19 protein-coding genes and 1 pseudogene are annotated in these 23,344 nt (G+C 60.6%); 15 read left to right on the forward strand and 5 right to left on the reverse strand.

The window, feature by feature from the left end; all coding sequences use genetic code 11:
* Positions 1-80: 80 nt before the first annotated feature.
* The 5 genes from HMPREF3011_RS00530 to HMPREF3011_RS11285 form a co-directional block, all read right to left on the reverse strand.
* Entirely contained in the window at positions 81-4,130 is a 4,050-nt protein-coding gene (locus tag HMPREF3011_RS00530; RefSeq protein WP_070840971.1) for a Pls/PosA family non-ribosomal peptide synthetase, read from the reverse strand.
* Positions 4,127-4,981 carry a MarR family winged helix-turn-helix transcriptional regulator gene (locus tag HMPREF3011_RS00535; protein WP_038626667.1) on the reverse strand — a complete coding sequence of 285 codons (855 nt, stop codon included), beginning with the start codon at positions 4,979-4,981 and terminating at the stop codon, positions 4,127-4,129. Before HMPREF3011_RS00535 ends, HMPREF3011_RS00530 begins: the two co-directional genes overlap by 4 nt.
* Positions 4,982-5,138: 157 nt before the next feature.
* On the reverse strand, positions 5,139-5,435 hold the full coding sequence (locus HMPREF3011_RS00540; RefSeq protein ID WP_038626665.1) for a rhodanese-like domain-containing protein: 297 nt from the start codon (positions 5,433-5,435) through the stop codon (positions 5,139-5,141).
* A gap of 153 nt (positions 5,436-5,588) precedes the next feature.
* Positions 5,589-6,062 carry an inorganic diphosphatase gene (locus HMPREF3011_RS00545; protein ID WP_005510088.1) on the reverse strand — a complete coding sequence of 158 codons (474 nt, stop codon included), beginning with the start codon at positions 6,060-6,062 and terminating at the stop codon, positions 5,589-5,591.
* Positions 6,063-6,122: 60 nt separating this feature from the next.
* Entirely contained in the window at positions 6,123-6,401 is a 279-nt protein-coding gene (locus HMPREF3011_RS11285) for a hypothetical protein (RefSeq protein WP_246821368.1), read from the reverse strand.
* A 12-nt stretch (positions 6,402-6,413) separates the two neighbouring features.
* On the opposite strand from HMPREF3011_RS11285, the gene dacB reads away from it, so the two are divergent.
* From dacB to HMPREF3011_RS00620, 15 genes and pseudogenes are all read left to right on the forward strand, one after another.
* Positions 6,414-7,664, forward strand: coding sequence for a D-alanyl-D-alanine carboxypeptidase/D-alanyl-D-alanine endopeptidase (gene dacB, locus HMPREF3011_RS00550; protein WP_246821369.1), 1,251 nt, complete (start codon positions 6,414-6,416; stop codon positions 7,662-7,664).
* Between the two features lie 48 nt (positions 7,665-7,712).
* Positions 7,713-8,993, forward strand: a complete 1,281-nt coding sequence (locus HMPREF3011_RS00555; protein WP_052155545.1) for an amidase family protein — start codon at positions 7,713-7,715, stop codon at positions 8,991-8,993.
* Positions 8,986-10,059, forward strand: coding sequence for a tRNA lysidine(34) synthetase TilS (gene tilS / locus HMPREF3011_RS00560; protein WP_224786628.1), 1,074 nt, complete (start codon positions 8,986-8,988; stop codon positions 10,057-10,059). Before HMPREF3011_RS00555 ends, tilS begins: the two co-directional genes overlap by 8 nt.
* 122 nt (positions 10,060-10,181) lie before the next feature.
* On the forward strand, positions 10,182-10,766 hold the full coding sequence (gene hpt, locus HMPREF3011_RS00565; protein WP_038626661.1) for a hypoxanthine phosphoribosyltransferase: 585 nt from the start codon (positions 10,182-10,184) through the stop codon (positions 10,764-10,766).
* A gap of 269 nt (positions 10,767-11,035) precedes the next feature.
* The gene (gene ftsH, locus HMPREF3011_RS00570) at positions 11,036-13,708 is read left to right on the forward strand and encodes an ATP-dependent zinc metalloprotease FtsH (protein ID WP_070840973.1); all 2,673 of its coding nucleotides are present in this window, start codon (positions 11,036-11,038) and stop codon (positions 13,706-13,708) included.
* A gap of 9 nt (positions 13,709-13,717) precedes the next feature.
* Positions 13,718-14,293: a GTP cyclohydrolase I FolE gene (folE, locus tag HMPREF3011_RS00575; protein ID WP_049181131.1), complete on the forward strand. Its 576-nt coding sequence runs from the start codon at positions 13,718-13,720 to the stop codon at positions 14,291-14,293.
* 86 nt (positions 14,294-14,379) lie between these two features.
* Positions 14,380-15,321, forward strand: a complete 942-nt coding sequence (gene folP, locus HMPREF3011_RS00580) for a dihydropteroate synthase (RefSeq protein WP_038629186.1) — start codon at positions 14,380-14,382, stop codon at positions 15,319-15,321.
* A gap of 5 nt (positions 15,322-15,326) precedes the next feature.
* On the forward strand, positions 15,327-15,731 hold the full coding sequence (folB, locus tag HMPREF3011_RS00585) for a dihydroneopterin aldolase (RefSeq protein WP_005510214.1): 405 nt from the start codon (positions 15,327-15,329) through the stop codon (positions 15,729-15,731).
* Positions 15,728-16,240 (forward strand): 2-amino-4-hydroxy-6-hydroxymethyldihydropteridine diphosphokinase, encoded by a 513-nt coding sequence (gene folK / locus HMPREF3011_RS00590; protein ID WP_038626655.1) that lies wholly within the window; start codon positions 15,728-15,730, stop codon positions 16,238-16,240. The genes folB and folK overlap by 4 nt, the downstream gene beginning before the upstream one ends.
* Before the next feature lie 2 nt (positions 16,241-16,242).
* Positions 16,243-16,749, forward strand: coding sequence for a DUF3180 domain-containing protein (locus HMPREF3011_RS00595; protein WP_038626653.1), 507 nt, complete (start codon positions 16,243-16,245; stop codon positions 16,747-16,749).
* A complete protein-coding gene (locus HMPREF3011_RS00600) occupies positions 16,746-17,996 on the forward strand; it encodes a DUF6779 domain-containing protein (RefSeq protein WP_038626651.1) in 1,251 nt (416 codons plus the stop codon). The genes HMPREF3011_RS00595 and HMPREF3011_RS00600 overlap by 4 nt, the downstream gene beginning before the upstream one ends.
* 64 nt (positions 17,997-18,060) lie before the next feature.
* Positions 18,061-18,981 carry a Rossmann-like and DUF2520 domain-containing protein gene (locus HMPREF3011_RS00605; RefSeq protein ID WP_038626649.1) on the forward strand — a complete coding sequence of 307 codons (921 nt, stop codon included), beginning with the start codon at positions 18,061-18,063 and terminating at the stop codon, positions 18,979-18,981.
* A gap of 97 nt (positions 18,982-19,078) precedes the next feature.
* Positions 19,079-20,020 (forward strand): annotated as a pseudogene (gene panC / locus HMPREF3011_RS00610) (pantoate--beta-alanine ligase); the annotation flags it as partial.
* 314 nt (positions 20,021-20,334) lie between these two features.
* Positions 20,335-20,757, forward strand: coding sequence for an aspartate 1-decarboxylase (panD, locus tag HMPREF3011_RS00615; protein WP_038626645.1), 423 nt, complete (start codon positions 20,335-20,337; stop codon positions 20,755-20,757).
* A gap of 246 nt (positions 20,758-21,003) precedes the next feature.
* Entirely contained in the window at positions 21,004-23,199 is a 2,196-nt protein-coding gene (locus HMPREF3011_RS00620; RefSeq protein ID WP_070840974.1) for a PhoX family protein, read from the forward strand.
* Positions 23,200-23,344: the final 145 nt, after the last annotated feature.

Below are 23,344 nucleotides of genomic sequence, written 5' to 3' on the forward strand. Positions count from 1 at the left end.
TTCACATTTGCAGCCCGTTGTGCCAACAAGGCCCCAACAAGGCCCCAACAAAGCTCCTACAAAGCCCTACACAAGCCGGGCTACTTCTTCTTTGCCACTACCGGCTCAATCGGGTTACCTCGCCAGGAGGTATGCGCAGGAACGTGGTCACCGCGCATAACGAGAGAACCGGGTTCGACGCGGCAGCCGTCGTCAAGCACAGATGCCGGCAGTGCGACTGAGTGCGGTCCCAGGACGGAGCCGTGTCCGATGTGGACGGTGTCGAGCGTCATCACGCGGTCGGTGAACAGGTGCGTCTGAACGACACAACCGCGGCCGACAGAAGCACCTCGCTCGATCGTGATCAGGTCGGTCTCGGGCAGCCAGTACGTCTCCAGCCACACGCCGTGGCCAACGTTCGCGCCGAGCAGCCGCATCGCGCGTGCGATACCGCCGGTGGCCATCGCCGGGTTCAGATACCACGGCGCGGCGACCATTTCGACGAACGTATCCTGCAGCTCATTGAGCCAGACGAACTTACTCCACAGCGGGTGGTCACCGGGCTTGTGCTTGCCGACGCACACCCACTTGGCCACGACCGTGATGAGCAGCCCCAGCGCACCAATAATCAGTAGCACGGCAGGGGAGAGCAGCCACGCGACCACCAGGCCGAGCAGGGCAGCGCCAACGCCACCTGCAGTGACCAGCTCCGCGGTGAACATACCAATTCCCTGCAGGCTAAACAGCGTGATCGTCGCCAGCATGAGAGAGACCATCGGCGCCAGGACACGCAGCGTCTCCACAATGCTGCGGGCGACCTTCAACCCCGTAGTCGGACGGTAGGTCTGCGCCGACTCATCACTGGAGACGGTTCCCACACGGCGCATGCGCTCTGGTGGCGAACCCCACCAGTTGGAACCGGACTTGGTCTTCTTCGGAGTAGAGGACAGCACGGCCACCAGCGAGTTCTTCGCCAGCTTGCGTTCCGGAAGCGTGATGCCGGAGTTGCCCAGGAAGGCGCGCTTGCCGATGCGGGAGTCGCCTACCAGCAGCCAACCGCCGCCGAGCTCGTAGCTGCCGACCATGGTGTCGTCAGCCAAGAAGGACTCGTCCTTGACGTGCAAGAACTTCGGAATACCAATCGCGGTGGAGACCTCGCTGTCGTGACCAATCTGGGCGCCCAGTGCACGCAGCCACAGTGGAGTCAGCATGGAGGCGTAGATGAAGAACAGGTCGTGACGAGCAGCATCCATCAGGCGAATTGTCGCCCAGGACTGCCAACCCACGCGCGAACGCACCGGGAACACTCCCGGCTTCAGGCCGATGCTGAACAGGCGCACGAGAATCAGCGTCAGCAGGGCATACACCGCAACACCGACGAAGGTGGCGGGAATAGCCCACAGCACGGCGCTGCCCAGCGTTGGCCAGAGATTCGAGGTGGTTAGCTCGGTGGTGCCGTCGATAAGTCCCGTGCCCCAACCGATGACAGCAGCCATCGCGACCGCAGCGGACAGCGGCACCAGCGTCAGCAAGACAGCGGTAAGACCGTAGATAGCCACCCAGTGGCGACGCGCCGGCGGGACTTCCTCCGGGAAGCGGTGCTTGGACCGGCCGACCTTGCGAGCCGGGGAACCCGACCAGCGCGCACCAGCCTTGACCTTTTTTTCACCGGTGACGGTGGACCCCGCCTCGATGTGAGCGTCATTGCCGATACGCGCGCCGGGCAGCAGCGTTGAACGGGCACCGATGCGGGCGTGCTTGCCAATAGTGACCTCGCCGACGTGGACGACATCACCATCGACCCAGTATCCGGACAGGTCTACCTCCGGCTCGATCGAGCAGTAATCATCCAGTTTGACCAGACCCGTCACCGGCGGCAGCGCGTGCAGATTCACGCCCTTACCAATGCGGGCACCCAGCATGCGGGCATACCACAGCACGAACGGAGCGCCCGCCACTGAGTGGGCGCCGGAGCTCTCTGCCAGGCGTTCAGCCGCCCATAGGCACAGATGCACCGAGCCGCCACGCGGGTAATCACCCGGGGCGATGTTGCGCGTGAGCAGGCGTGTCGTCGCCGCGTTGATGGGCATAACCCCCAGCGGGGTCAGGAACAACACGGCCAGTACAGCCACCAACCAGCCTGGTAGTGCCAGCGGCCCGCCGATAACCCAGTTGATAATCGCAAGCCACGTTACCCAGCGCATACCACGTGCCCACTGCAGCGGCACCATGAGGCCGACCTGCGCCCAACGGGTCTTGCGGGAGACAGGCGTCGGCTCGGGCACCTTTTCCAGGTGGGCGGTGGGGTCGCTGGCGTCGTCGGCAAGCATGTCGTCGCTGATGAAACCGCGAGCGACCAGTTCCTCGGCGAGGTTTCCCAGGCGTGGGTGGTCGTAGAGATCGCGCACGGCGACCTGTGGGGCGCGCTGACGAATACGCGCGATGACGCTCGCCGCCGCCAGCGACGTGCCGCCCAGGGCGAAGAAGTCCGAGGCCGCGCCGGGCGCAGGTACGGACAGCACGTCCGCCCAGATATCGGACAGCCATTTCTCCACAGGGTTCAGCTTGTCGACGTCGCCCTCCCCCGCACGCGCAGGCAGTGGCCACGGCAACGCCGCCTTGTCGACCTTGCCGGAGGTGCGTACCGGCAGCTCATCCATGATGTGCAGGCGTGGCACCATCGCGGCTGGCATGGCATCGCGGAGAGTGTCCATGCACTTGTCGTAGTCCATGGCTGCGGCGTCGCCACCGGCGCCGACGTAGCCGACCAGGATGGAGTCGCCAGCACCGGTCTTCTGCACCACGACAGTCGCCTGAGTAGCGCCGGGGAGGGCAGCCAGGTGCGCCTCGACCTCGCCGAGCTCAATACGGCGCCCGCCGATTTTCACCTGATCGTCGACGCGGCCGGTGAAGTACAGTCCGTCCTCATCCATGATGACGTGGTCGCCGGTGCGGTACGCGCGCTCCCAGCCCAGGGCTGGCAGCGGCGCGTACTTCTCGGCGTCCTTCTCCGGATCCAGGTATCGTGCGAGTCCCACACCGCCAATGACCAGCTCGCCCTTGGTGCCCGGTAGGACGGGGTTGCCCTCCTCGTCGATAACGGTGAGGTCCCAGCCGTCCAGAGGAAAACCAATGGTCACGGGCTTGCCAGGCTTCAGCTCGATGCCGGAGGCCACGACGGTGGCCTCAGTGGGGCCGTAGGTGTTCCACATTTCGCGTTCTGGGGTGGACAGTCGCTCGACCAGCTCTTGCGGGCAGGCCTCGCCGCCGATGATGAGCAGGCGCACGCTGTCGAGTGCCTCGGCGGGCCACAGGCCGGCCAGTGTCGGCACCGTGGAAACAGCGGTGATGTGGCGGGAAATCAGCCATGGGCCCAGGTCCACACCGGAGCGCACCAGCGAACGCGGGGCCGGCACCAGGCAGGCACCATTTCGCCAGGCCAGCCACATTTCCTCACAGGAGGCGTCGAAGGCGACGGACAGGCCGGCGAGAACGCGGTCGTCCGGGCCGAGCGGCCCTTCCGGGTGGTTGGCCAAGAACCATCGGGCCTCCGCATCGACAAAAGCGGCGGCGCTGCGGTGGGTGACCGCCACGCCCTTGGGCTTACCGGTGGAGCCAGAGGTGAAAATAATCCAGCAGTCATCGTCAGGAGTGGGCTCCTGCGAGATAATCTCGCGTGCGCTTGGCGGCGTCGGTTCCGTCTCTTCCTCGTCGGAGTCGGCGTCGGAGTCCAGCGGGCGGGGGCGATTACGTGCCGTGGAGCCAGCCAAATGTAGGCCTTCAGCATCGAAGTAACCGGCGATACCGGCCTCGTCGAAGACCATTTCGGCACGCTCGTCGGGGTCGTCCGCATCCACCGGAACGTAGGCGGCACCGGCAGCCATAATGGACAAAATTGCCAGGTAGAGCTCGCGGCTTCCCGACGGCATCCGCACACCAATGCGGTCGCCGCGACGGATGCCCTGTTCGTAGAGCCACGTAGCTGTGGAATCAATCTCGTTGATCAATTCCGCATACGTGACGACAACCTCGCCGTCATCGATGGCCTCAGCCTCAGGGAACCTTCGCGCGGTCGCCCGGACAATGTCAATGAGTGTGCGCTCAAGCGGCTGTTCCGTAGTGCGTAGGAACTTCGCTTCAGTGGTTGTCACTTGAGAGCCCCCTTCTTATTCTTCTTGCGCTTTTTCTTCTTCTTCGACTTCTTCCGTTTAGGACGCTGGGCATCGCTTGACGACGTCGCCTGCGTCTTATTCTCCGCCATGCCCTTGGTGTCTGTCTCAGTGGCCGTGGCCTCTGGGGTAGCGGTCTCAGGATTCTTCGCGCCGGCATTGTCAGAAAGCGGAGTACCGGTGTCATTTTCGTGGCTTGCAGCGGAGTCGTCGGCAAGCGATGCAAGCAGTGCGCGTACCTCGGGTGCACATTCGGAGACGGCGGCGCGCTCGGCTCTGCGGAGTGAGCGTCGCAGAGATGCGCGGGTGGTGTTGCCCGTTTCTGTCAGCGCGATGAGCTGGCGGCGACGATCTTTGGAGTCCCGGGTGCGCTCGACTAGATTTGCCGACTCCAGAGAGTCGATTAGGCGAACCATGTCAGAGCGATCCATGCCGAGCAGTGCGCTCAGCTCGGTTTGAGCCATGTCGCCGCCATCGGCGATGGCCTCCAGAACCCAATACCCGCGGATGGAAATCGACTCAATCTGAGTGCGGCCAAGAGCCGCGTTGACACTGGTACGGACAGCCGCGTCGAGCTTTGCCAGACACCAGGACGCGGATTTGCGCAGGGCCGCCGGTGCGACGGCGGGTTCGCTTGCGGAGCCGGGCTTGCACTTGGACTTAGTTCTGGCCTTAGCACTGGCCTTGTTTTTGGCTTTCGCCCCCTTGCGAGCCTTCTTCGCCTTGGTGCCGCTCTGTGCGTCGACAGCAGGCACCTTCGCGCCTACGTCGGCTGCCACACCACCGCTGGCGTCGGCGGAGTCTGCCGAGGAAAGTACGGATGAATCAGACATACTTCCCATACTAGACAATCTGGGGAACCATCAATAATGGGACATGGCCAACTAATAATGCCCCTGTTTGCCTGCGGATTGTTAGAAGGTCGGTGCTTTGGGGTGGGTAAATAAATGAAAAACTGCCCTGCAGGTAGGCAGGGCAGTTGTAGTTGATTTAGTTGGCCTTCTCCATCGGGCGGCCGAAGTGCTCCCAGTCGATCATGCCACCGGTGATGACGATGGTGTCGATACCGTTCTTCTCCAACCAGGAAGAAACCTGAGCGGCACGTCCACCGGAGCGGCACATCAGGTAAATGTCGGAATCCAGATCCAGCTCGCCGTAGCGGGACGGAATCTCTTCCATGGGGATGTGAATGGCGCCGGTGGCATGGCCGTCATTCCACTCCATCTGTGAGCGGACATCAATGATCTGTGCGTCTTCGGGTACTTCAGATACGTTTACGGTTTCCATAGTGCGCACTATACGCAATCTGGCCTTATCGCCGGAAGCGCAAAGGCCGCCGGAGGAAAACTCCGACGGCCGTAGCGCTGAATCACAGGAACTGCGTCAAAGGGGTGAACCCCAGGAAGGGGGGGTGGTCAGCGCAATTCTTAACTGTGGCTCTTACTTGTGGCGTTCGATAGCCTCAGCCAGGATGCGCTCAGCCTCGGCCTTGTCGCCCCAGCCCGAACCGGAAACTTCCTTGCCCGGCTCCAGGTCCTTGTAGTGGACGAAGAAGTGCTCAATCTCGTCCTTGGTGAACTGGGAGACATCGTCGATGTCCTGGTAGTGGTCAAAGCGGACGTCATCCAGGACGCACAGCAGCTTGTCGTCGCCGCCGGCCTCGTCGGTCATCTTGAAAACGCCGAGCGGACGAGCCTTGACAATAACGCCCGGGAAAACCGGCTCCGGCAGGATTACGAGAGCGTCCAACGGGTCGCCATCCTCGCCGAGGGTTTCATCGATGAAGCCGTAGTCGGCCGGGTAGGCCATTGGGGTGAACAGGTAACGGTCGAGGTAGACCTTGCCGGTCTCATGGTCGACTTCGTACTTGTTGCGCTGACCCTTCGGGATCTCAATAGTGACCTCAACGCTCACGGCGATGACTCCTTATAATCGGTGTACACTTCTCTGACGGCTATCTTATGCGAAACCCGCTCAAAACCGTTTATTTGTGCACCTTAAGTGAGGTTTTGTTTCCAGGAAGAAGGTGTTTGTGACCGTGGGGAGTACCGACTCTGACAGCTCCAAAACCGCCGCTAAGGGCACGCCAAATCGCCCAGTTCCGTAAAATCCGGCAAATCCAAGAAGTCGCGCGGACTGAAAATCGGCGGTGCCATCGCCGGTGTTCTCGTTATTGCAGCGGGCAGCGGCGTAGCGGTTGTCGTCAATAACAATCGTCAGACTGTGGTCGATGCGCCGCCCGCCGTCAGTCATGTTTCCGCTCCTGTGACGGCTGCGCAGTCTTCGCTTGACGACGGCACTCTGGCCCAAAAAGTCAGCGCCATCATGGACGCTGCTGCGGCTGATCCAGCTTTCGGTGAGCTGCATGGAATTGTCAGCGATGCTTCGACCGGCCAGAAACTGTGGGGGATCAATGACACCGCGGTGGCCTTGCCGGCGTCCAGCATGAAGATTCTCACCGCGTCTGCCGCGCTGTTGGACTTAGGTGAAGATCATCGGGTTTCCACTCGCGTCTACCGGGTTACGGGGACTAATGACATCGTTTTGCACGGCGGGGGCGACCCCACCTTAAGCAAGGACGGGGAAGGGTTCTTCCAGGATTCGGCTTCAATCGCTGAGTTGGCGAAAAAGATTTCCGTGGTCATTCCGGAGGGGGTCGGCAAGGTCTATCTCGACAACTCTCTATTCACCGAGAGTTTCCACGAGACCTGGGAGCGTGCGGGGCTGGAGGACGGCTACATCGCACCGGTGGAGTCGGTGATGATGGACGCCGGTCGTATCGATCCGACGAATGAAGAATCGCAGCGCAGCGCCACGCCGGCTGTGGATGCCGCTGATGCACTGGCCGAGGCGCTTGGTGCGGAAAACGGAGGCAGTCTGAGGGATGCGGCCAAGGATGGTCAGTCACTGCCTCTGGATCCAAACCTCATCGCGCTCGTGCAGTCAGCCCCGCTGGTTACCCGTGTGCACGAGATGATGAACTACAGCGACAACGTGCTCGCCGAGTCCATTGCCCGTGAGGTGGCTATCTCTCGCGGTCTGCCGCCGACCTTTGATGGGGCCGCACGTGCCGTGCGTGACACTCTCGCGGAGCACGGTTTTCCTCTCGATGGTGCGGTGCTGTCGGACTCCAGCGGCCTGAGCACGGATAACCGTATTTCTCCGCAGCATCTCTCCGAGGTGCTCAATTCCGCCGCGGGTCCGGTGGAATCGGCCGAGCAGGGGGGACTGGGGGAGTCACAGGAGTCGTCGGAAAGCACGTCGTTGCGCCCACTGTTGGATAGCCTGCCGGTGGCGGCGGTGTCCGGCACTCTGGCGACGCGCTTTGCCGGCCAGTCCGGGGCGGGCATCGTCCGTGCGAAGACAGGCACGCTGAATAAAGCCTCGGCGTTGGCGGGGTATGTGGTGACGAAGTCGGGACAGGTGCTGACGTTCGCACTGATTTCCAACGAGGCGAGCCTGTTGCCGGCAAGAGCTGCGTCCGATAAGGCAGCGAGCGCCCTGGCAGATATCTAAACTGAGATTCATTTACCACTGAAAATAATTTGAGGAGATGAATCCGCAATGGCCTCTCACACTTCCGCGATTAGGAACTTGCCCACCGTCCACGAGATTGCCGCGCAGGTTCGCGAGGGAAAGCTAAGCCCGGTCGACAGCGTGCAGCGCAGTCTCGACGCTATCGCCAGACTGGATGGAGGGATTCATGCCTTCCGTGAAGTGTGGGCGGATAGGGCTCTGCAGGTTGCGCGGGAACTCGAGCACAGCGAGAACCTCTCGGAGTTGCCGCTCGCAGGTGTGCCATTCGCGCTGAAGGAAAACACTGCTCTAGAGAACCCGTTTGTCCAGCAGTTGACTAGCGCCGGTGCAATCGCGGTGGGAACTACGGTGAATCCGCAGTTCTGTACGTGGGGGACGACGACGCTGCCGGGGCTGGCCGTCGATAATCCGATTCTGCCGGGGCACACTCCGGGTGGGTCCTCCGGCGGATCCGCAGCGGCTGTCGCCGCTGGGATGGTTCCGTTTGCGCAGGGCAACGACGGCATGGGGTCGCTGCGTATCCCTGCAGCGTGCTGCGGGCTTTCGACCCTGAAGGCGACCCCGGGAACAATGCCGGGGCGCGTGGGCGGCAATGACTGGTACGGAATGTCTGTCCAAGGGGTGCTCACAGTCAACAACGAGGACTTGCGCCTGATTACCAAGATCCTCACAAATGGCATGGTGGATGCGGAGGATCCGGCGAAGACCCTGCCTGAAAACTTCGCCGTCAGCGTGGACACCACTGCGCCCGTATTCGGGTTAAAGGCTGCACCGGAGTACGTCGATGCGGCGCAACAGGCGGCGAGAGTATTCGCGGACAAGGGCTTTGCCGTCACGGAAAAGAACATGCCGTACTCGCTGAACCCGCTGCCGATGCTCGCGCGCTGGACTGCGGGGGTGGCAGATCAGCTTCGTGACGAGCCGTGCCCGGATCACCTGGAGTGGCGCAACCGAGTCCACGCTGGCATTGGGCGCTTGCTGCGTTTCACAATCAATGGCCGCCAAGTGGCACGCGATGGCGCCCGCATCGAGCGTGAGCTGCCGGGTGACACCATCTTGATTACTCCGGCTCTGGCCAAGAATCCACCGCGGATCCGCGCATGGCATCGCATGCCCTGGATTGTGAACCTGTTGTCCAATCTGCGCTTCACCCCTTACGTTTCGACGTGGAATTACCTGGGATTCCCGGCCGGCATCGTTGTGGAGCCGACTTCTGGATTGCCGGTGCAGCTAATCGCGCGCCCGACTCAGGAGCGAATTCTGCTTACAGCGATGGAAACCATCGCAAGTGGTGGGCGCGTTGGCTAGACCTTTTTGGCCGGACCGCAGCCCTCATTTCCTCATCATTCGGCAAGCTGTTCGCGCGATAGTGCCGCAGGTGGGGCAGGAGTTGGGCAGCGGTATCGTCATTGGGCTTTCCGGCGGTGCGGATTCGCTCGCCCTGACCGCCGGGGCCTGTGCGGAAGCTTTCGGGTCCAAGGGGGCACTGGCCGGCCGCAACGTTCACGCCGTCGTCGTTGATCATCAGCTTCAGCAGGGCTCTGCAGAAGTCGCCGAGCGTGCCGCCACCATGGCTCGGGGGATGGGGGCTACGGCCGAGGTTATCGCGGTCGATATCAATAACGATTCCGACCGCGGTCCCGAATACGAGGCGCGTTTGGCTCGACACCGAGTCCTACGGCAGATTGCCCAATCTCGAGGTGCGGCACTGATGCTCGCCCACACGTTGGACGACCAGGCGGAAACAGTTTTGCTGCGGCTGGCCAGAGGGGGCGGCCCGCAGGCGCTGTCCGCTATCAGAGACAATCTCACGTGGTCGGACGGGACTCGGATTCTGCGTCCGCTGCTCGGTGTGCGACGCACCGACACTCAGCGCTGCTGTGAAGAGCTGGGCCTAAAAGTCTGGCACGACCCACACAATCAGGACGACCATTACGCCCGTGTCCGGGTTCGAAAGACGATTTTGCCGCTGCTGGAGCAGGAGCTGGGTCCGGGAGTTGCGGAAAATCTCGCTAAGACTGCGGGGATTGCAGCAGTCGACAATGACTTTTTGGACGCTCACGCCGAGTCGGCTCTGGATGCGCTGCTGGGGGAGGAAGTGACGTCGGCAAGCGGGAGCCTGTCTGTGCGAGGGGTCGCTGAGCTTGACGACGCCATCGCGGTGCGCGTCCTCGCTCGTTGGTTGAGGCAAGCGGGTGCCGAGCCCAGCAGTAAACAGATCGACATGGTTATGGCGCTCGTGCACCGCTATCACGGCCAGGGGGAAGTGCCGGTGACCCGCGGGCGCGATGGTGCTGACAGAAATGCCAGGTTGGTCGTTGAGCGAAAAGATGGCACTCTACAATTGGTAATGAATCGTCCTGCGGTGTCTTAAGAAAAGGTGCCGCAATCCAACTTCCGGCGGCTGAGAACTATCGGTTGCCTTAACCCTGAACTTGCACTGGGGCAGTTACGCTCCATCGACACGCCGCCATAGAAGTGCGGAAAGGAAATGCGATGCATGATGTGAAGGATTTCAACGTCCCCGCAAACCCCTACGGCGATGAGGTAGAGGCAGTTCTCATTGGCGAAGAGGAGCTGCATGCTCGCATTGCCGAGATGGCGCATCGTGTGAATGAGAAGTACAAAGATGCCGACAGCGATCTGATTCTGGTCGCAGTGCTCAAGGGCGCGGTGTTCTTCCTGACTGACTTCGCCCGTCAGCTCAGCATTCCCAGCCAGATGGAGTTTATGGCGGTTTCCAGTTACGGAAACTCCAGCTCGTCGTCAGGCGTGGTGCGTATTTTGAAGGATCTGGATCGCGATATTGAGGGACGCGATGTCGTGATCGTTGAGGACATCATTGACTCTGGTCTGACCCTGTCCTGGTTGATGAAGAACCTGCGCAACCGTAATCCGCGCTCCCTGGAGGTCATTACGCTGCTGCGTAAGCCGGAGGCTGTGCGCACCAAACTGGACGTTGCGGATGTTGGCTTCGATATTCCGAACGAGTTCGTCATCGGTTACGGCCTGGATTACGCCGAGCGCTACCGCGACCTGCCGTACGTCGGCACGCTGCACCCGCGCGTTTATCAGAACTAGGTCAATCTTCGGCACTTACTGCACAGTGCCGATGCTTTACGACGGGCATTGCGCGCGCACCCTCACGCTGTTCTAGCTGTGTTCTAGCTATGAAGAGTAGGAGTTGGAAACTTTTTTCGGTTGCGATGCGTTATGCCTACTGTGGGGTCAGGTGCCATGAGCCCTGGCCCCATGTTGTGTCATTGATGTGTCTTCGAGAAGAACTCGTTGATGCGTACAATTAATAAAAGCAACTAATAGATGTAGAGAGCGAAAAGCGAACTCACTGTATGGACAAGAAAAAGGTGTTCCGGTTTGCCACCGTTGCCGGCATCATCCTGATTATCCTCTTTGCTATTACTCAGCTGGCGGATGATTCCCGGGAATACCGCGAGGTGGATACGTCCGTTGCCCTGACCCAATTGGATAAGAGCAATGTCACGGAAGCTCAGATTGACGATCGCGAACAGCGAATTCGCCTCACCCTGAAGAAGGGCGTGGAGGTCGAGGGTACTGAGGACGTCACGAAGGTGATGACCAAGTATCCAGCGCGTGCGACCGACCAGGTCTTTGACAAGGTCGCTGCCGCCAAGGGCATGGAGAAGTTCAATACCAAGGTCACGCAGGATTCCTTCCTGATGTCCACCTTGGGTTTCCTGCTGCCGATGGTGATCTTCTTCTTCGTCATCATGTACTTCTTCAGCCGCATGCAAGGCGGCAAGAACGGCATGTTCGGCTTTGGTGGCAACCGCGCCAAGCTGCTGAACAAGGAGACCCCGACCAATACGTTCGAGGATGTTGCTGGTGCCGATGAGGCCGTCCAGGAGCTCGACGAGATTAGGGATTTCCTGCAGCACCCAGCTCGCTATGAGGAGCTCGGCGCCAAGATTCCGCGTGGTGTCCTGCTCTACGGGCCTCCCGGTACCGGTAAGACCTTGCTCGCCCGCGCCGTCGCTGGTGAGGCAGGAGTGCCTTTCTACACCATCTCGGGTTCGGACTTCGTCGAAATGTTCGTCGGTGTCGGTGCCTCTCGTGTCCGTGACTTGTTTAATCAGGCCAAGGAAAACAGCCCGTGCATTATCTTCATCGACGAGATTGACGCCGTCGGTCGCCAGCGTGGTGCCGGTATGGGCGGCGGCCATGATGAGCGTGAGCAAACCCTGAACCAGCTGCTGGTGGAAATGGATGGTTTTGGTGATCGTCAAGGTGTGATCATCATGGCTGCGACCAACCGTCCGGATATTCTCGACCCGGCGCTGCTGCGCCCGGGCCGTTTTGACCGACAGATTCCGGTGGGTGCACCAGACCTGAAGGGCCGCGAGGCAATTCTGAAGGTCCACGCTCGGAACAAGCCGCTGGGGCCGGACGCGGATCTGACGTCGCTGGCCAAGCGCACCGCCGGTATGAGCGGTGCTGATCTGCAGAACGTGCTGAATGAAGCTGCGCTGCTGACCGCTCGCGTCAACGGCAATATCATTACTGCGGATGCGCTGGAAGAGGCAGTCGACCGAGTTATCGGTGGTCCGCGCCGTACCTCCAAGGTAATCTCCGAGCAGGAGAAGAAGGTCACCGCCTACCACGAGGGTGGTCACACCCTGGCTGCGTGGGCGCTGAAGGACATCGAGCGTGTTTACAAGGTCACCATCTTGGCTCGCGGTCGCACTGGTGGCCATGCGTTGACCGTCCCCGAGGACGACAAGGGCATGTATAACCTGCCAGAGCTTTTTGCTCGTCTGGTCTTCGCCATGGGTGGTCGCGCTGCCGAGGAGCTGGTCTTCGGGCTGCCGACTACCGGTGCTTCTGCCGATATTGAGCAGGCCACCAAGATTGCTCGCGCCATGGTGACCGAGTACGGAATGTCGCCGGAGCTCGGCCCGGTGAAGTACGGGGAGGAGCAGGGCGACCCGTTCGTCGGCCGCGGTGGCAGCGGCTCTCTGGACTACTCCCCGGAGGTGGCAGCAACCATTGATCAGCAGGTTCGTTTGCTGATCAATAAGGCTCATGACGAGGCCTACGCCATCTTGAAGGAAAACCGCGACACTCTCGATGTTCTGGCTGAGAAACTGCTGGAGAAGGAGACCCTACGTCGTCCGGATCTGGAAGTCATCTTCACCGATGTCGTTCCGCGTGAGCGTCTGAACTTCTTCGATAGGGACACCAAACACCCGGCCGATGGCCGCGAACCGGTGAAGACACCGGTGGAGTTGGCAATCGAGCGCGGTGAGGAACCGCCGAAGCGTGTCAACATCTTCGCGCCGGTGCGTCGCCGCGAACCGGAGAACCAGGACGCGGGCAACAACGGCAATGGTCAGGGGGCGGCAGGCTCCGCTGGTGCCGGTAATGCTAGTGCTCCGGGTCTGCCAGGCACTCAGCAGGACCGACCAAATGTTCCGGTTTACGGTGGCACCCCACCGCCGGCTGGTTGGACCGCACCAGGTTGGCCGCCGAAGGATACCGGCAGCACGCACGGTTCGGCTGCCGCACCGGCACCGGCACCGGCTCCTCGCCCGGAGGGGCAGAGCCAGCCGGGTTCGCAGGATGGCCAGGGCAACGCGCGTGGCCAGCACCCGGGCACTGCTAACTACCCGGCAGGCTCCCCGGACTTCGGCTCGAAGGCAACCGGTATTGGTAGCGACGGTGGCAACGGCCCCGCGAATATCCCTGCCCCTCCGAAGATACCGTGGGACAGGCAGGGTGGACGTCACCACCAGGAAAACTCTGGTAGCGATGCCACCCCGACTACGGTGATGCCGTCGGCGGGACAGCAGCAGGAACTGCGCGGATTCCGCCTGCCGGATAACGAGCAGCCGGAACACACAGAACGTTCGGAAAACGCGAAGAACGCCGACAACTCCGATGACAAGGGTGCACAGATGCACGATTCGGATAAAGACAGCGTCGTCAAGCGAAACGAAGACAACAGCGCCTGGCAGGACAAGCCGGACACCAACGAGGAGCGATAAGTACACATCATGGAGCGCGAATTCGATCAGGAGCGAGCCGAGGCTGCGGTTCGTGAACTGTTGATTGCCGTCGGTGAGGATCCCGACAGGGAAGGCCTGAAGGAGACACCGGCGCGAGTGGCGCGAGCCTACCGCGAGGTTTTCGCGGGCCTGTTTGAAGATCCGTCTGAGGTGCTGGCGAAGACCTTCAACGAGGATCACCAGGAACTCGTTTTGGTCAAGGACATCCCGATTTACTCCACCTGTGAGCATCACTTGGTGCCGTTCTTTGGCGTTGCCCACATTGGTTACATTCCGGGCAAGGACGGTCGTGTGACGGGCCTGTCCAAACTCGCTCGTCTGGTCGATGGCTATGCGAAGCGCCCGCAGGTGCAGGAGCGGCTGACCAGTCAGGTTGCGGATGCCTTGGTGGAGCGGCTGGATCCGGCCTCGGCGATTGTCGTTATTGAAGCGGAGCATCTCTGCATGGCCATGCGCGGTATCCGCAAGCCGGGTGCGCGCACGGTGACATCAGCCGTCCGCGGTGGCTTCAAGACGGATGCCCGTTCGCGCGCAGAGGCAATGGCGCTGATCCGCAAGAGCTAACGCAACAGTTAAATGGTCGATTGGAAAGGCTGGACAACAAGGTGACTGAATCCCCCTTGCAAGCGCAGGCAGGACAGCAGGCGGAGATGGGTGTCGAGAATCAGCTCTGCAAGGTGATGGGCATTGTCAACGTCACCGAGGACAGCTTTTCCGATGGCGGCCTGTACAAGACCTTCGACGCGGCGATTGCCCATGCGCACGAGCTCCTCGCTGAAGGCGCACATATTCTCGACATCGGTGGCGAGTCCACTCGCCCTGGCGCACACCGCGTTTCCGAGGATGAGGAAATTGCCCGGGTCGTGCCGGTGGTCCGCGAGCTCGCGGCAGACGGGCACCTGATCAGCGTCGATACAATGCGCGCAAGTGTCGCAGAGGCAGCAATCGCCGAGGGTGCGGTATTCATCAACGATGTCTCCGGCGGTCTCGCAGACCCCAACATGTACGCAGTCTGCGCCGATGCCGATGTGCCCATCTGTCTGATGCACTGGAAGACCGATCGCTTCGGCTCCGCTTCTGGGCGCGCCGAAACTCACCCGGACGGCATTGTCGCCGATGTCCGTGAGCACCTGCTTCAGCTTGTCGACGGTGCCATGGGCGCCGGAATCGTCGAGGAAAATATTGTCCTCGACCCAGGCCTGGGCTTTGCCAAAAATGCCGATGACAATTGGGCGCTCCTCCACGACCTGCCGGAGCTTATTGACCTCGGTTTCCCCGTGTTGGTCGGTGCTTCCCGCAAGCGTTTCGTCGCCGCCGTTGGCAGTGAGGTACGCGCACCAAAGCAGGCTGATGCCGCGACTACCGCAATTTCCGCGCTGTCCGCAGCGGCGGGCGCATGGGCGGTTCGAGTTCACAATGTGGCCGACAACCTCGACGCAGTGCGTGTGGCGCAGGCATGGAACCTTGGACGTTCACTGACCGGTTACACAGCGGCCGGCGACTATCCGGAAGGTGGGTCTAACCGCGCTGCGCAGCACGACGAGTCGGCTGCGGAATCACCAGCCGAGTCGACTCTGGAAGGAGACGCGTAAACACAGTGGCTGATCGTATTGAACTCAAAGGTCTGAAAGCCCACGGCTACCACGGTTGTCTCGACTTCGAGCGCCGGGATGGCCAGGACTTCATCTGTGATGTCACCCTGTGGCTGGATTTCTCCGGTGCTGCTGCGAGCGATGAGCTGGACGACACCGTCAACTACGCCGACATTGCAGCCACAGCGCACGGGATTTTGACCGGCACTCCTCGCAACCTCATTGAAACAGTCGCGACCGAGATCGCCGAAGCAGTGCTTGCCGACGACGACGCCCGCGCCGAACGCGGATTGTCCCCACTGTTGCATGCGGTGGAAGTGACCATTCACAAACCACATGCGCCCATTCCGCTCGACTTCGATGACGCTGCGGTGACAGCCCGCCGTTCGCGGAAGAAGCGGTTGGCATGATTCGCGCAGTTCTTTCTATCGGCGCGAACATGGATCGCGCGCGAGAAAACCTAACAGGTGTGCAGGACTTCTTCGCCGATGAATTGGTCGCAGCCTCAAAAATTTATGCCACCCCGCCTTGGGGTGGGGTAGAGCAGGGTGACTTCCTCAACGCCGTACTCATTGTTGACACGCGCCGGACACCAATGGAGCTACTGAAAGCTGGTTGGAAACTGGAAAATGACGCTGGTCGAGTGCGTGAAATTCACTGGGGGCCGCGGGCGCTCGACGTGGACATTGTGCAGGTCATCGACAAGGAATCCGGCGAGGAGATTATTTCTGACGATTCGACTCTGACCCTGCCGCACCCGTGGGCAACCGAGCGTGCCTTTGTGCTGGTGCCATGGCTCGATGCCGACCCGGATGCCGAATTGGAGGGAGTTCGGGTCGCGGAACTCGTCGATAAGCTGGCACTTGAAGACGTAAACGCGGTGCGCCTAGCAGACAGCGCGGATGGAGAAGGGGCCTAGAGATGAAACCGACCTCACCAATTACGTTGGCAGCATCTGCGCTGGTTCTCGCGCTGGCGTCATGGATGATTCTGGCACAGTTTTTCGGTGCGCTCGGGCCGCGAAGTTGGTGGGACCTGGGGTTTCCCTGGTTGCTCACAGCAGTCTGTGTGGCGGCAGCGCGGTGGATTAAGTCGGTACTGAAAGAGGCGAAGGTCGGGCAGGATCGCAGTCAGGTGCAGCCGTTAACGTTGTCGCGATGGCTGGTGGTCGGTACGGCATCCGCGTGGTTGGGTGCGATTCTCGGAGGACTGTACGCCGGTGGCGTGCTGTGGGCCTTGCCGAAGTGGACGGAACTTGCGGCCGCACAGGCCGATGGACCGATCATGATTGTCGGCACAGTATCTGGCATTTTGCTCGCTGCGGCGGGGTTGTGGCTGGAAAAAGTTTGCCAATTGCCAACTGATGGCGAAAATTCTTCGCCTCCTAGCGGGGAAATGGGAACTAACTCGGTAGGGTGGGAGTTATGACTGACCTCTCCAACGCCGGTAATGACCCGAAGCGCTCGGGTGATGCCGCATATTTTCAGAGCGACGCGGCAGCTACTTCGTCGGATATGGCTGAGTCTCCGTCCCCGTCGCCTTCTTCAGCCTTCGAAAGCTACTCCGCTGGAGCTAATTCCGGGGCTGATGCGGCATATGCAGATGAGCAGAGCAATGATGTGACGAAATTTAGTTCTACCGATGGTATGACGGAGAAAACCGCCGTCATTCTCATGGTTGTGCTGCTGGTGCTCGCGGTGATTGCCAGTATCGTCATGCTCTTTGCCAGCTCTGCCGGCTGGATGAAGGTTGCCGTGCTGCTGGCGTTGTGGTCGGCAGTTATCGGGGCTGTGCTGGTGACTCGATACCGCAAGACTATTGCGCTGGAGCGCAAGCGGTTGGAGACAATCGAGGAGCTGCACAAGGTGGAGCTTGACCGCGAGCTGGCCACTCACCGTGAGCAGGAACTGATTCTCGAGCAGAACTACTTGGATTCGCTTGAGGGCAACAACGATGACAACATTGCGGCGCTGCGCGCTGAGGTCTTTGCACTGCGCGCCCAGCTTGCTGAGTTCATGGGTGAGGATTTCGACGACGAGCAGGTTGCTCTTCGCGCTCAGGCCGAGCGTCTGCGTGAGCTTGACTCGCCGCAGCAGGCTTCGCCAATGAAGAACCCGACAGGCCACGACCGGCCGACACCACGCGCGACTTCCCACCGTGCTGAAATGACCGCCAACGGCACTGTCGGTGCTCATACCCAGCACGGTGGCACTGGCTCCGCTTCGCCGGTTGAAGATGCCGAGGCCACCGACATGCGCCGTACATTCTCGCCGTCTGGTCAGCCGGTTGACGTCCCCGAAGTCGCCGACTCCAAGGATGACGAAACCGTTTCCAAGGAGAAGTTCTCCACTAACTCTTTCCGCGCCATCAACTGGCAGGAAACCCCGGCCGAGGACGCCGCAGAGGAAGATTCTCAGGGCGGTGCGCACGAGGCACACGGTGCACGGCACCCATTCGCTGCGCCGGAATCGGACGCCGCCTCGGACTCTCCGACTCGCCAGCTGCAGACCATTCGCGATGAGGACCTCGCAAAAGAGCCAGCTCAGGCTCCTGAACAGGAGCCTGCAAGCCACGGTCGGCGCCGTGCTGAGGACAACAAGGGCAGCCTGACGGTTGCCGAGCTGATGGCGCAGATGCGCAAGAAGAGGGAGCAGCGCGAGGACGAAGAAGCCTAGTCGCTTACCGAGTGTGCGCGACCTACTCACCGCACATAGCTGGTTTGGTCTAACCTAGTCAGTCATGACGCAAAGCCAGCATGATTCCCATCCCCATCGGACAACCGCTCCGCGGTTGACGGTGGGGATTATTTCTGCCGGAAAAGTCGGGGTTGCGCTCGGCCAGGCGTTAGAGCGCTGTGGACATCGTGTCACTCACGTGGTCGCGCGCTCACCAGAATCTGTCACACGAGCGCATCTACGTCTCCCGAACGCACAGGTCAGCAGCATTGCCGACACAGCTTCCACCTGCGAGCTCATCGTCATCGCTGTGCCGGATCGCGCCATCGCAGAGGTCGCCGAGGAAGTCGCCCGCCACGTTGGTCCCGGGCGCATCGTCATGCATACTTCTGGTTCCCTCGGGCGTGCCGTGCTCGATCCGGTCGCGCTCACCGGCGCGCTGACCATCGCCGCCCATCCCGCAATGACATTCGCAGGGCTTGACGACGACTCCGAGCTCCTGACCGGTTGCCCATGGGGTATCACGGTCGGGGATGAGCTCGCGAAAACAGTCAGTGAACTGCTCATTGGTGAACTCGGCGGTCGTCCGGTGTTCATCAACGAACGGCACCGCGGCCTCTATCACGCGGCCATGGCACACGGCTCAAACGGTCTGGGCGCAGTTGTGGTCGATGCAGTAGAAATGCTGGCAACCACTATCGGCGGAGATGCAGCAGCCGAAGACACCGACATAGCTGAGCTGCGTCGAGGCCAAGCCGCCGAGCTGCTCCGCCCACTGCTGGAAGCTTCATTGGACAATGCCTTGAGGTGGGGTTCCCGGGGGCTGACTGGCCCGGTGACGCGGGACGACTTGGGGACCGTCGTCAAGCACGAACGTGAAATTGAAGCGGTGGCGCCGGAAATGGGAACCGCCTACCTGGCCCTCGCCGAGCGCATCGCCGAGCTGCGCGGCGCCAACGAGGTTTTGCGGTACCTACGCCGATGACCTGAGCGGACTGGCTGTTCTGGTCATCCGGGATGTGGCGTAAGGTATTGCCGTCGGACGAAAAGCTTGGTCCGGTAGATCTGAACGCGGAGGAAACATGACGGGTTATACCGCCGGAGAGACAACTGTTCACAAGACTATTGCGGGAATCGCGCAGGTCACCCGTGCGTTGCGGAAGACCGGGCGGCCGGTGGTGCTTGTACCTACGATGGGTGCGCTGCACCAGGGGCACCTTGAACTAGTACAGGCCGCGAAGACGCTGCCGCGCGCGGTTGTGGTGGTGTCGATTTTTGTCAATCCGCTGCAGTTCGGTGAGGGGGAGGACTTTGACGCCTACCCGCGCACTCTGGAGGAAGACGTGGAGAAGCTCCGCGCTGTAGGTGCTGAGCTGGTCTTTGCTCCGAACGCGAAGGAGATGTACCCCAACGGTTTCCGTACGACCGTGCAGCCGGGTCCGCTGGCGTCGGAGCTTGAAGGCGCTACTCGCCCGGGGCATTTCGCCGGCGCGTTGACAGTGGTTAACAAGCTTTTCAACATCACCAACTGCACTGATGCTGTTTTTGGTGAGAAGGACTACCAGCAGCTGTGCCTGATGCAGCAGATGGTCACTGACCTGAATATGCCGGTGCAGCTGCACGGTGTGCCAGTGATCCGCGAGGCCGATGGGCTGGCTATGAGCTCCCGCAACCGCTACCTCTCCGAGGAGCAGCGCAATCTCGCAGTAACCCTGTCCGCTGCGCTGACTGCCGGTGCTTTTGTCGCGGACCGTGGTGCGGATGCTGTGCTGGAAACCGCGCGTGGTGTGCTCGCCAGCCAGCCTGAGGTCGAGTTGGATTACTTGGAGCTGCGTGACGCTGCGCTCGCCCCGCTTTCCGACGAGGCGTTGCGCGGCGACGGCCAGGAGACTGAAGCTCGCCTACTGGTTGCTGCGAAGGTCGGCACTACTCGTCTCATTGATAATGTTGGCTTGATTCTGGGTGCGCCGCGCCCGGATTCGGCAAACGGTTTCGGTCAGCTCGGGCAGAAGGACGCCGAAATTGCGTCAGCGGCCCTGTCGGCTGCGGGTCTGGACGGCGAGCTGACTGAGCAAGAGGCCGCTGAGTTGGCTGAGCTGCAGGAAAAGGTCCGCGCTGCTCGAGATGCCCGCCTGAAAGATGAGTCCAGCAAAGAAAACCTGAAGAACGCCGGCTTTGGCGTTGAGCAGGACAGCGAGTAGGACGGCTTTTCGAAGTAGTTTTTCGTGGCTGGGAAGTTGTCGTATTATAGTGTGCCGACTAACAACCTGCCACGCTAAGGGGTGCCGCGGTAGGCAAGCATCCAGGGGACGAATCCAGGAAGGGACCTACCTTTTTCATGTTTCGCACTATGTTGAAGTCCAAGATTCACCGTGCCACGGTGACTCAGGCTGATCTTCACTACGTTGGATCGTGCACGATTGACGCTGATTTGATGGAAGCGGCCGACCTGCTTGAAGGCGAGGCCGTCGACATTGTCGATATCAATAATGGCAACCGGCTTACCACTTACTGCATTACCGGAGAGCGCGGCTCGGGCATCATTTCCATCAATGGTGCCGCCGCTCGTCTGATTTCGCCGGGTGACCTGGTTATTATCATCGGCTACGGCATGATGGATGACGCTGAGGCGCGTACGTACAAGCCGAATGTCATTTTCGTCGATGAGAATAACAGGATTCTAGAAAGCGGCACTGACCCGGCGGATGTGCCGGAAGGCTCTGATTTGAAGAATCCGCGTAGTCCTGAGAACCAGGGCTAGTCCACGCAGCCCGCAGAGCTGGGTCTCGACTGCGTAGTTGGAGGGAAAGCCGAGCGGGAAAACCACACACCAGGGTGTTTACTTTGCGTTAAATTGTAAGCCATTAGACCGTCAGCTAAAGCTCATTGGCGAGTTGATCTTTAGAAACCGAAAGGTAACGCAACGTCCTTAGCTTCTTAGAGGATCTAAAAGTTTTAGTTTTCCATTTCCTCATCTAGTCGAAGCTATACAAAGGCGGTGTCCCCCGTGGTTCGTATTGGCAAGAATCTGCTGACAAATCCGTTTGCTACCTCTCGCAGCTCCCTGACCTGCACTTACAAGTGTGGTAATGCTTGTGCTGACGATGCTCCGAATGAGTTCTCTGACAACCAGTACTTCGGTGATGTTGCGAAGCAGGCATTCTCCCAGCGCGCATTCTCCCGTCGTGCTGCACTGAAGGTCACTGGTGCTAGTGCTCTTGCGGTCGGCGGTGGCGCCGTGCTGGCCGCTTGCTCCTCTGATGATTCGGGCAGTGCCGCAGGTGGCTCCGATGCCTCCGGTACCACTGCTGCCGGTGACGGTAGCAAGGGCGAATCGCCGGAGGGTATGCGTTTCGACGCCGTTAAGCCGAACACGGAAGACGCAGTCGTTATCCCGGACGGCTACGAGCAGAATGTTCTGATTCGCTGGGGCGACCCAATCCACGAAGGTGGCCCGGAGTTCGACTTTGACAAGCAGACTCCGGAAAACCAGCTGAAGCAGTTCGGCTTCAACAATGACTTCGCTGGCCTGATTAAGGCTGAAGACGGCACACTGCTGTACGTCTGCTCGCACGAGTACACCACTGAGCCGATGATGTTCCGTGCCTACAAGAAGGAAGATGCCACTAAGGAGCAGGTCGACATCGGACTGGCTGCCCACGGGCAGACCATCCTTGCTGTGGAAGAGGATGACAAGGGATTCCTGAAGCCGATCCTGAGCGACAAGCGTAACCGTCGTATCACTGGCTTCACCGAGTTCACAGTTGACGGTCCGGCTGCTGGTCACGATCTGCTGAAGACCAAGGCTGACCCGAGCGGTATGAAGGTCGAGGGAACTTTGAACAACTGCTCCGGTGGTGTTACTCCGTGGGGTACCTACCTGTCCGGCGAGGAGAACGTCGACCAGTACTTCGGCAACGTTGGCAAGCTCAAGGACGAGGACACAGTTAAGAAGCTCAAGCGCTACTCGGTCAAGAATGAAGAGCTGTCCGATCGCGCGTGGGAGAAGTACTACGACCGCTTCGATGTCTCCAAGGAGCCGAATGAGCCGAACCGCTTCTTCTGGCTGGTGGAGATTGACCCATCTGACCCGAACTCCACCCCGGTCAAGCACACCGCACTGGGTCGTTTCAAGCATGAAGCCGGTCAGATTTACGTCACCGACGACGGCACGGTTGTGTGCTACTCCGGCGACGACGAGCGTTTCGAGTACATCTACAAGTTCGTCTCTTCCCGCAAGGTTAAGGAAGGCGACCTCAAGCACAACATGGGCATTCTGTCCGAGGGCACGCTCTACGTCGGTAAGTTCAACGGTAATTCCGAGTCCGAGATTGACGGCTCCGGTGAGCTGCCGAAGGACGGCCGTTTCGACGGTGACATTGAGTGGCTTCCGCTGATGACCGCCAAGGCAGACGGCAAGCACGAGTCCCACGTTGATGGCATGACCGCCGAAGAGGTCTGCATCTACACCCGCATCGCCGGTGACAAGGTCGGTGCGACTCGCATGGATCGCCCGGAGGATATCGAGCCGTCCCCGAAGACCGGTAAGGTCTACGCGGCGCTGACCAACAACAAGTACCGCGGTAAGGCGAGCCCGGATAGCTCTGGCAAGACCCAGGACAACAAGGCCGCCAAGAAGACTGATGGCGCAGGGCGCCCCTATGAGGGTGCGACTGAGGTTGCACCAATCACCGAGAACAAGAATGGCCTTGTTCTGGAGATGGAAGATGACCACGCTGGTACCAAGGGCAAGTGGAACCTTCTGCTGGTCTGCGGTGACCCGAACGAGGCTTACACCTACTTCGGTGGCTTCGACAAGGAATCGGTCTCGCCAATTTCCTGCCCGGACAACGTCACCTTCGACGAGTACGGCAACCTGTGGGTTTCCACAGACGGCAACGCCCTGGACTCCAACGACGGCCTGTTCGCCGTTGCTGTCGAAGGCGAGCGTCGTGGTGAGACCAAGTGCTTCCTGACTGTTCCGGTTGCTGCTGAGACCTGTGGTCCGCAAATCTTCTCCAACTGCGTGATGGTCAACGTCCAGCACCCGGGCGAGATTGAAACGGATCAGGGCCACCCGGTCGGCGACAACCCGGACCCGACCACCAACCCGACCTCGCACTGGCCGGACGGTGGCAAGGAGCAGCCACGCCCGGCAGTCGTCCAGGTTGTACGCACTGATGGCAAGAAGATTGGTGTGTAGGTTGCCCTTGGCAAGGAGCTAAGCAAAAACGCGCGGATTAGCGCGTAGACCTATCGCGGCGCGTCTCGAACGAAAATAATGTTCGACGACGCGCCGCGACTGTATTCGGTAGAAAGTTAGTAATCGGGCGTTTTCTCAGCGCCAC

Source organism: Corynebacterium sp. HMSC074C04 (assembly GCF_001838295.1).
GTDB lineage: Bacteria > Actinomycetota > Actinomycetes > Mycobacteriales > Mycobacteriaceae > Corynebacterium > Corynebacterium amycolatum.

Coding starts and splice junctions, on each gene's coding strand:
- HMPREF3011_RS00535 (WP_038626667.1), bottom strand. CDS start 4,981: ATGTCTGATTCATCCGTACTTTCCTCGGCAGACTCCGCCGACGCCAGC.
- HMPREF3011_RS00540 (WP_038626665.1), bottom strand. CDS start 5,435: ATGGAAACCGTAAACGTATCTGAAGTACCCGAAGACGCACAGATCATT.
- HMPREF3011_RS11285 (WP_246821368.1), bottom strand. CDS start 6,401: ATGACTGACGGCGGGCGGCGCATCGACCACAGTCTGACGATTGTTATT.
- HMPREF3011_RS00555 (WP_052155545.1), top strand. CDS start 7,713: ATGGCCTCTCACACTTCCGCGATTAGGAACTTGCCCACCGTCCACGAG.
- hpt (WP_038626661.1), top strand. CDS start 10,182: ATGCATGATGTGAAGGATTTCAACGTCCCCGCAAACCCCTACGGCGAT.
- ftsH (WP_070840973.1), top strand. CDS start 11,036: ATGGACAAGAAAAAGGTGTTCCGGTTTGCCACCGTTGCCGGCATCATC.
- folE (WP_049181131.1), top strand. CDS start 13,718: ATGGAGCGCGAATTCGATCAGGAGCGAGCCGAGGCTGCGGTTCGTGAA.
- folP (WP_038629186.1), top strand. CDS start 14,380: ATGGGTGTCGAGAATCAGCTCTGCAAGGTGATGGGCATTGTCAACGTC.
- folK (WP_038626655.1), top strand. CDS start 15,728: ATGATTCGCGCAGTTCTTTCTATCGGCGCGAACATGGATCGCGCGCGA.
- HMPREF3011_RS00595 (WP_038626653.1), top strand. CDS start 16,243: ATGAAACCGACCTCACCAATTACGTTGGCAGCATCTGCGCTGGTTCTC.
- HMPREF3011_RS00600 (WP_038626651.1), top strand. CDS start 16,746: ATGACTGACCTCTCCAACGCCGGTAATGACCCGAAGCGCTCGGGTGAT.
- HMPREF3011_RS00605 (WP_038626649.1), top strand. CDS start 18,061: ATGACGCAAAGCCAGCATGATTCCCATCCCCATCGGACAACCGCTCCG.
- panD (WP_038626645.1), top strand. CDS start 20,335: ATGTTTCGCACTATGTTGAAGTCCAAGATTCACCGTGCCACGGTGACT.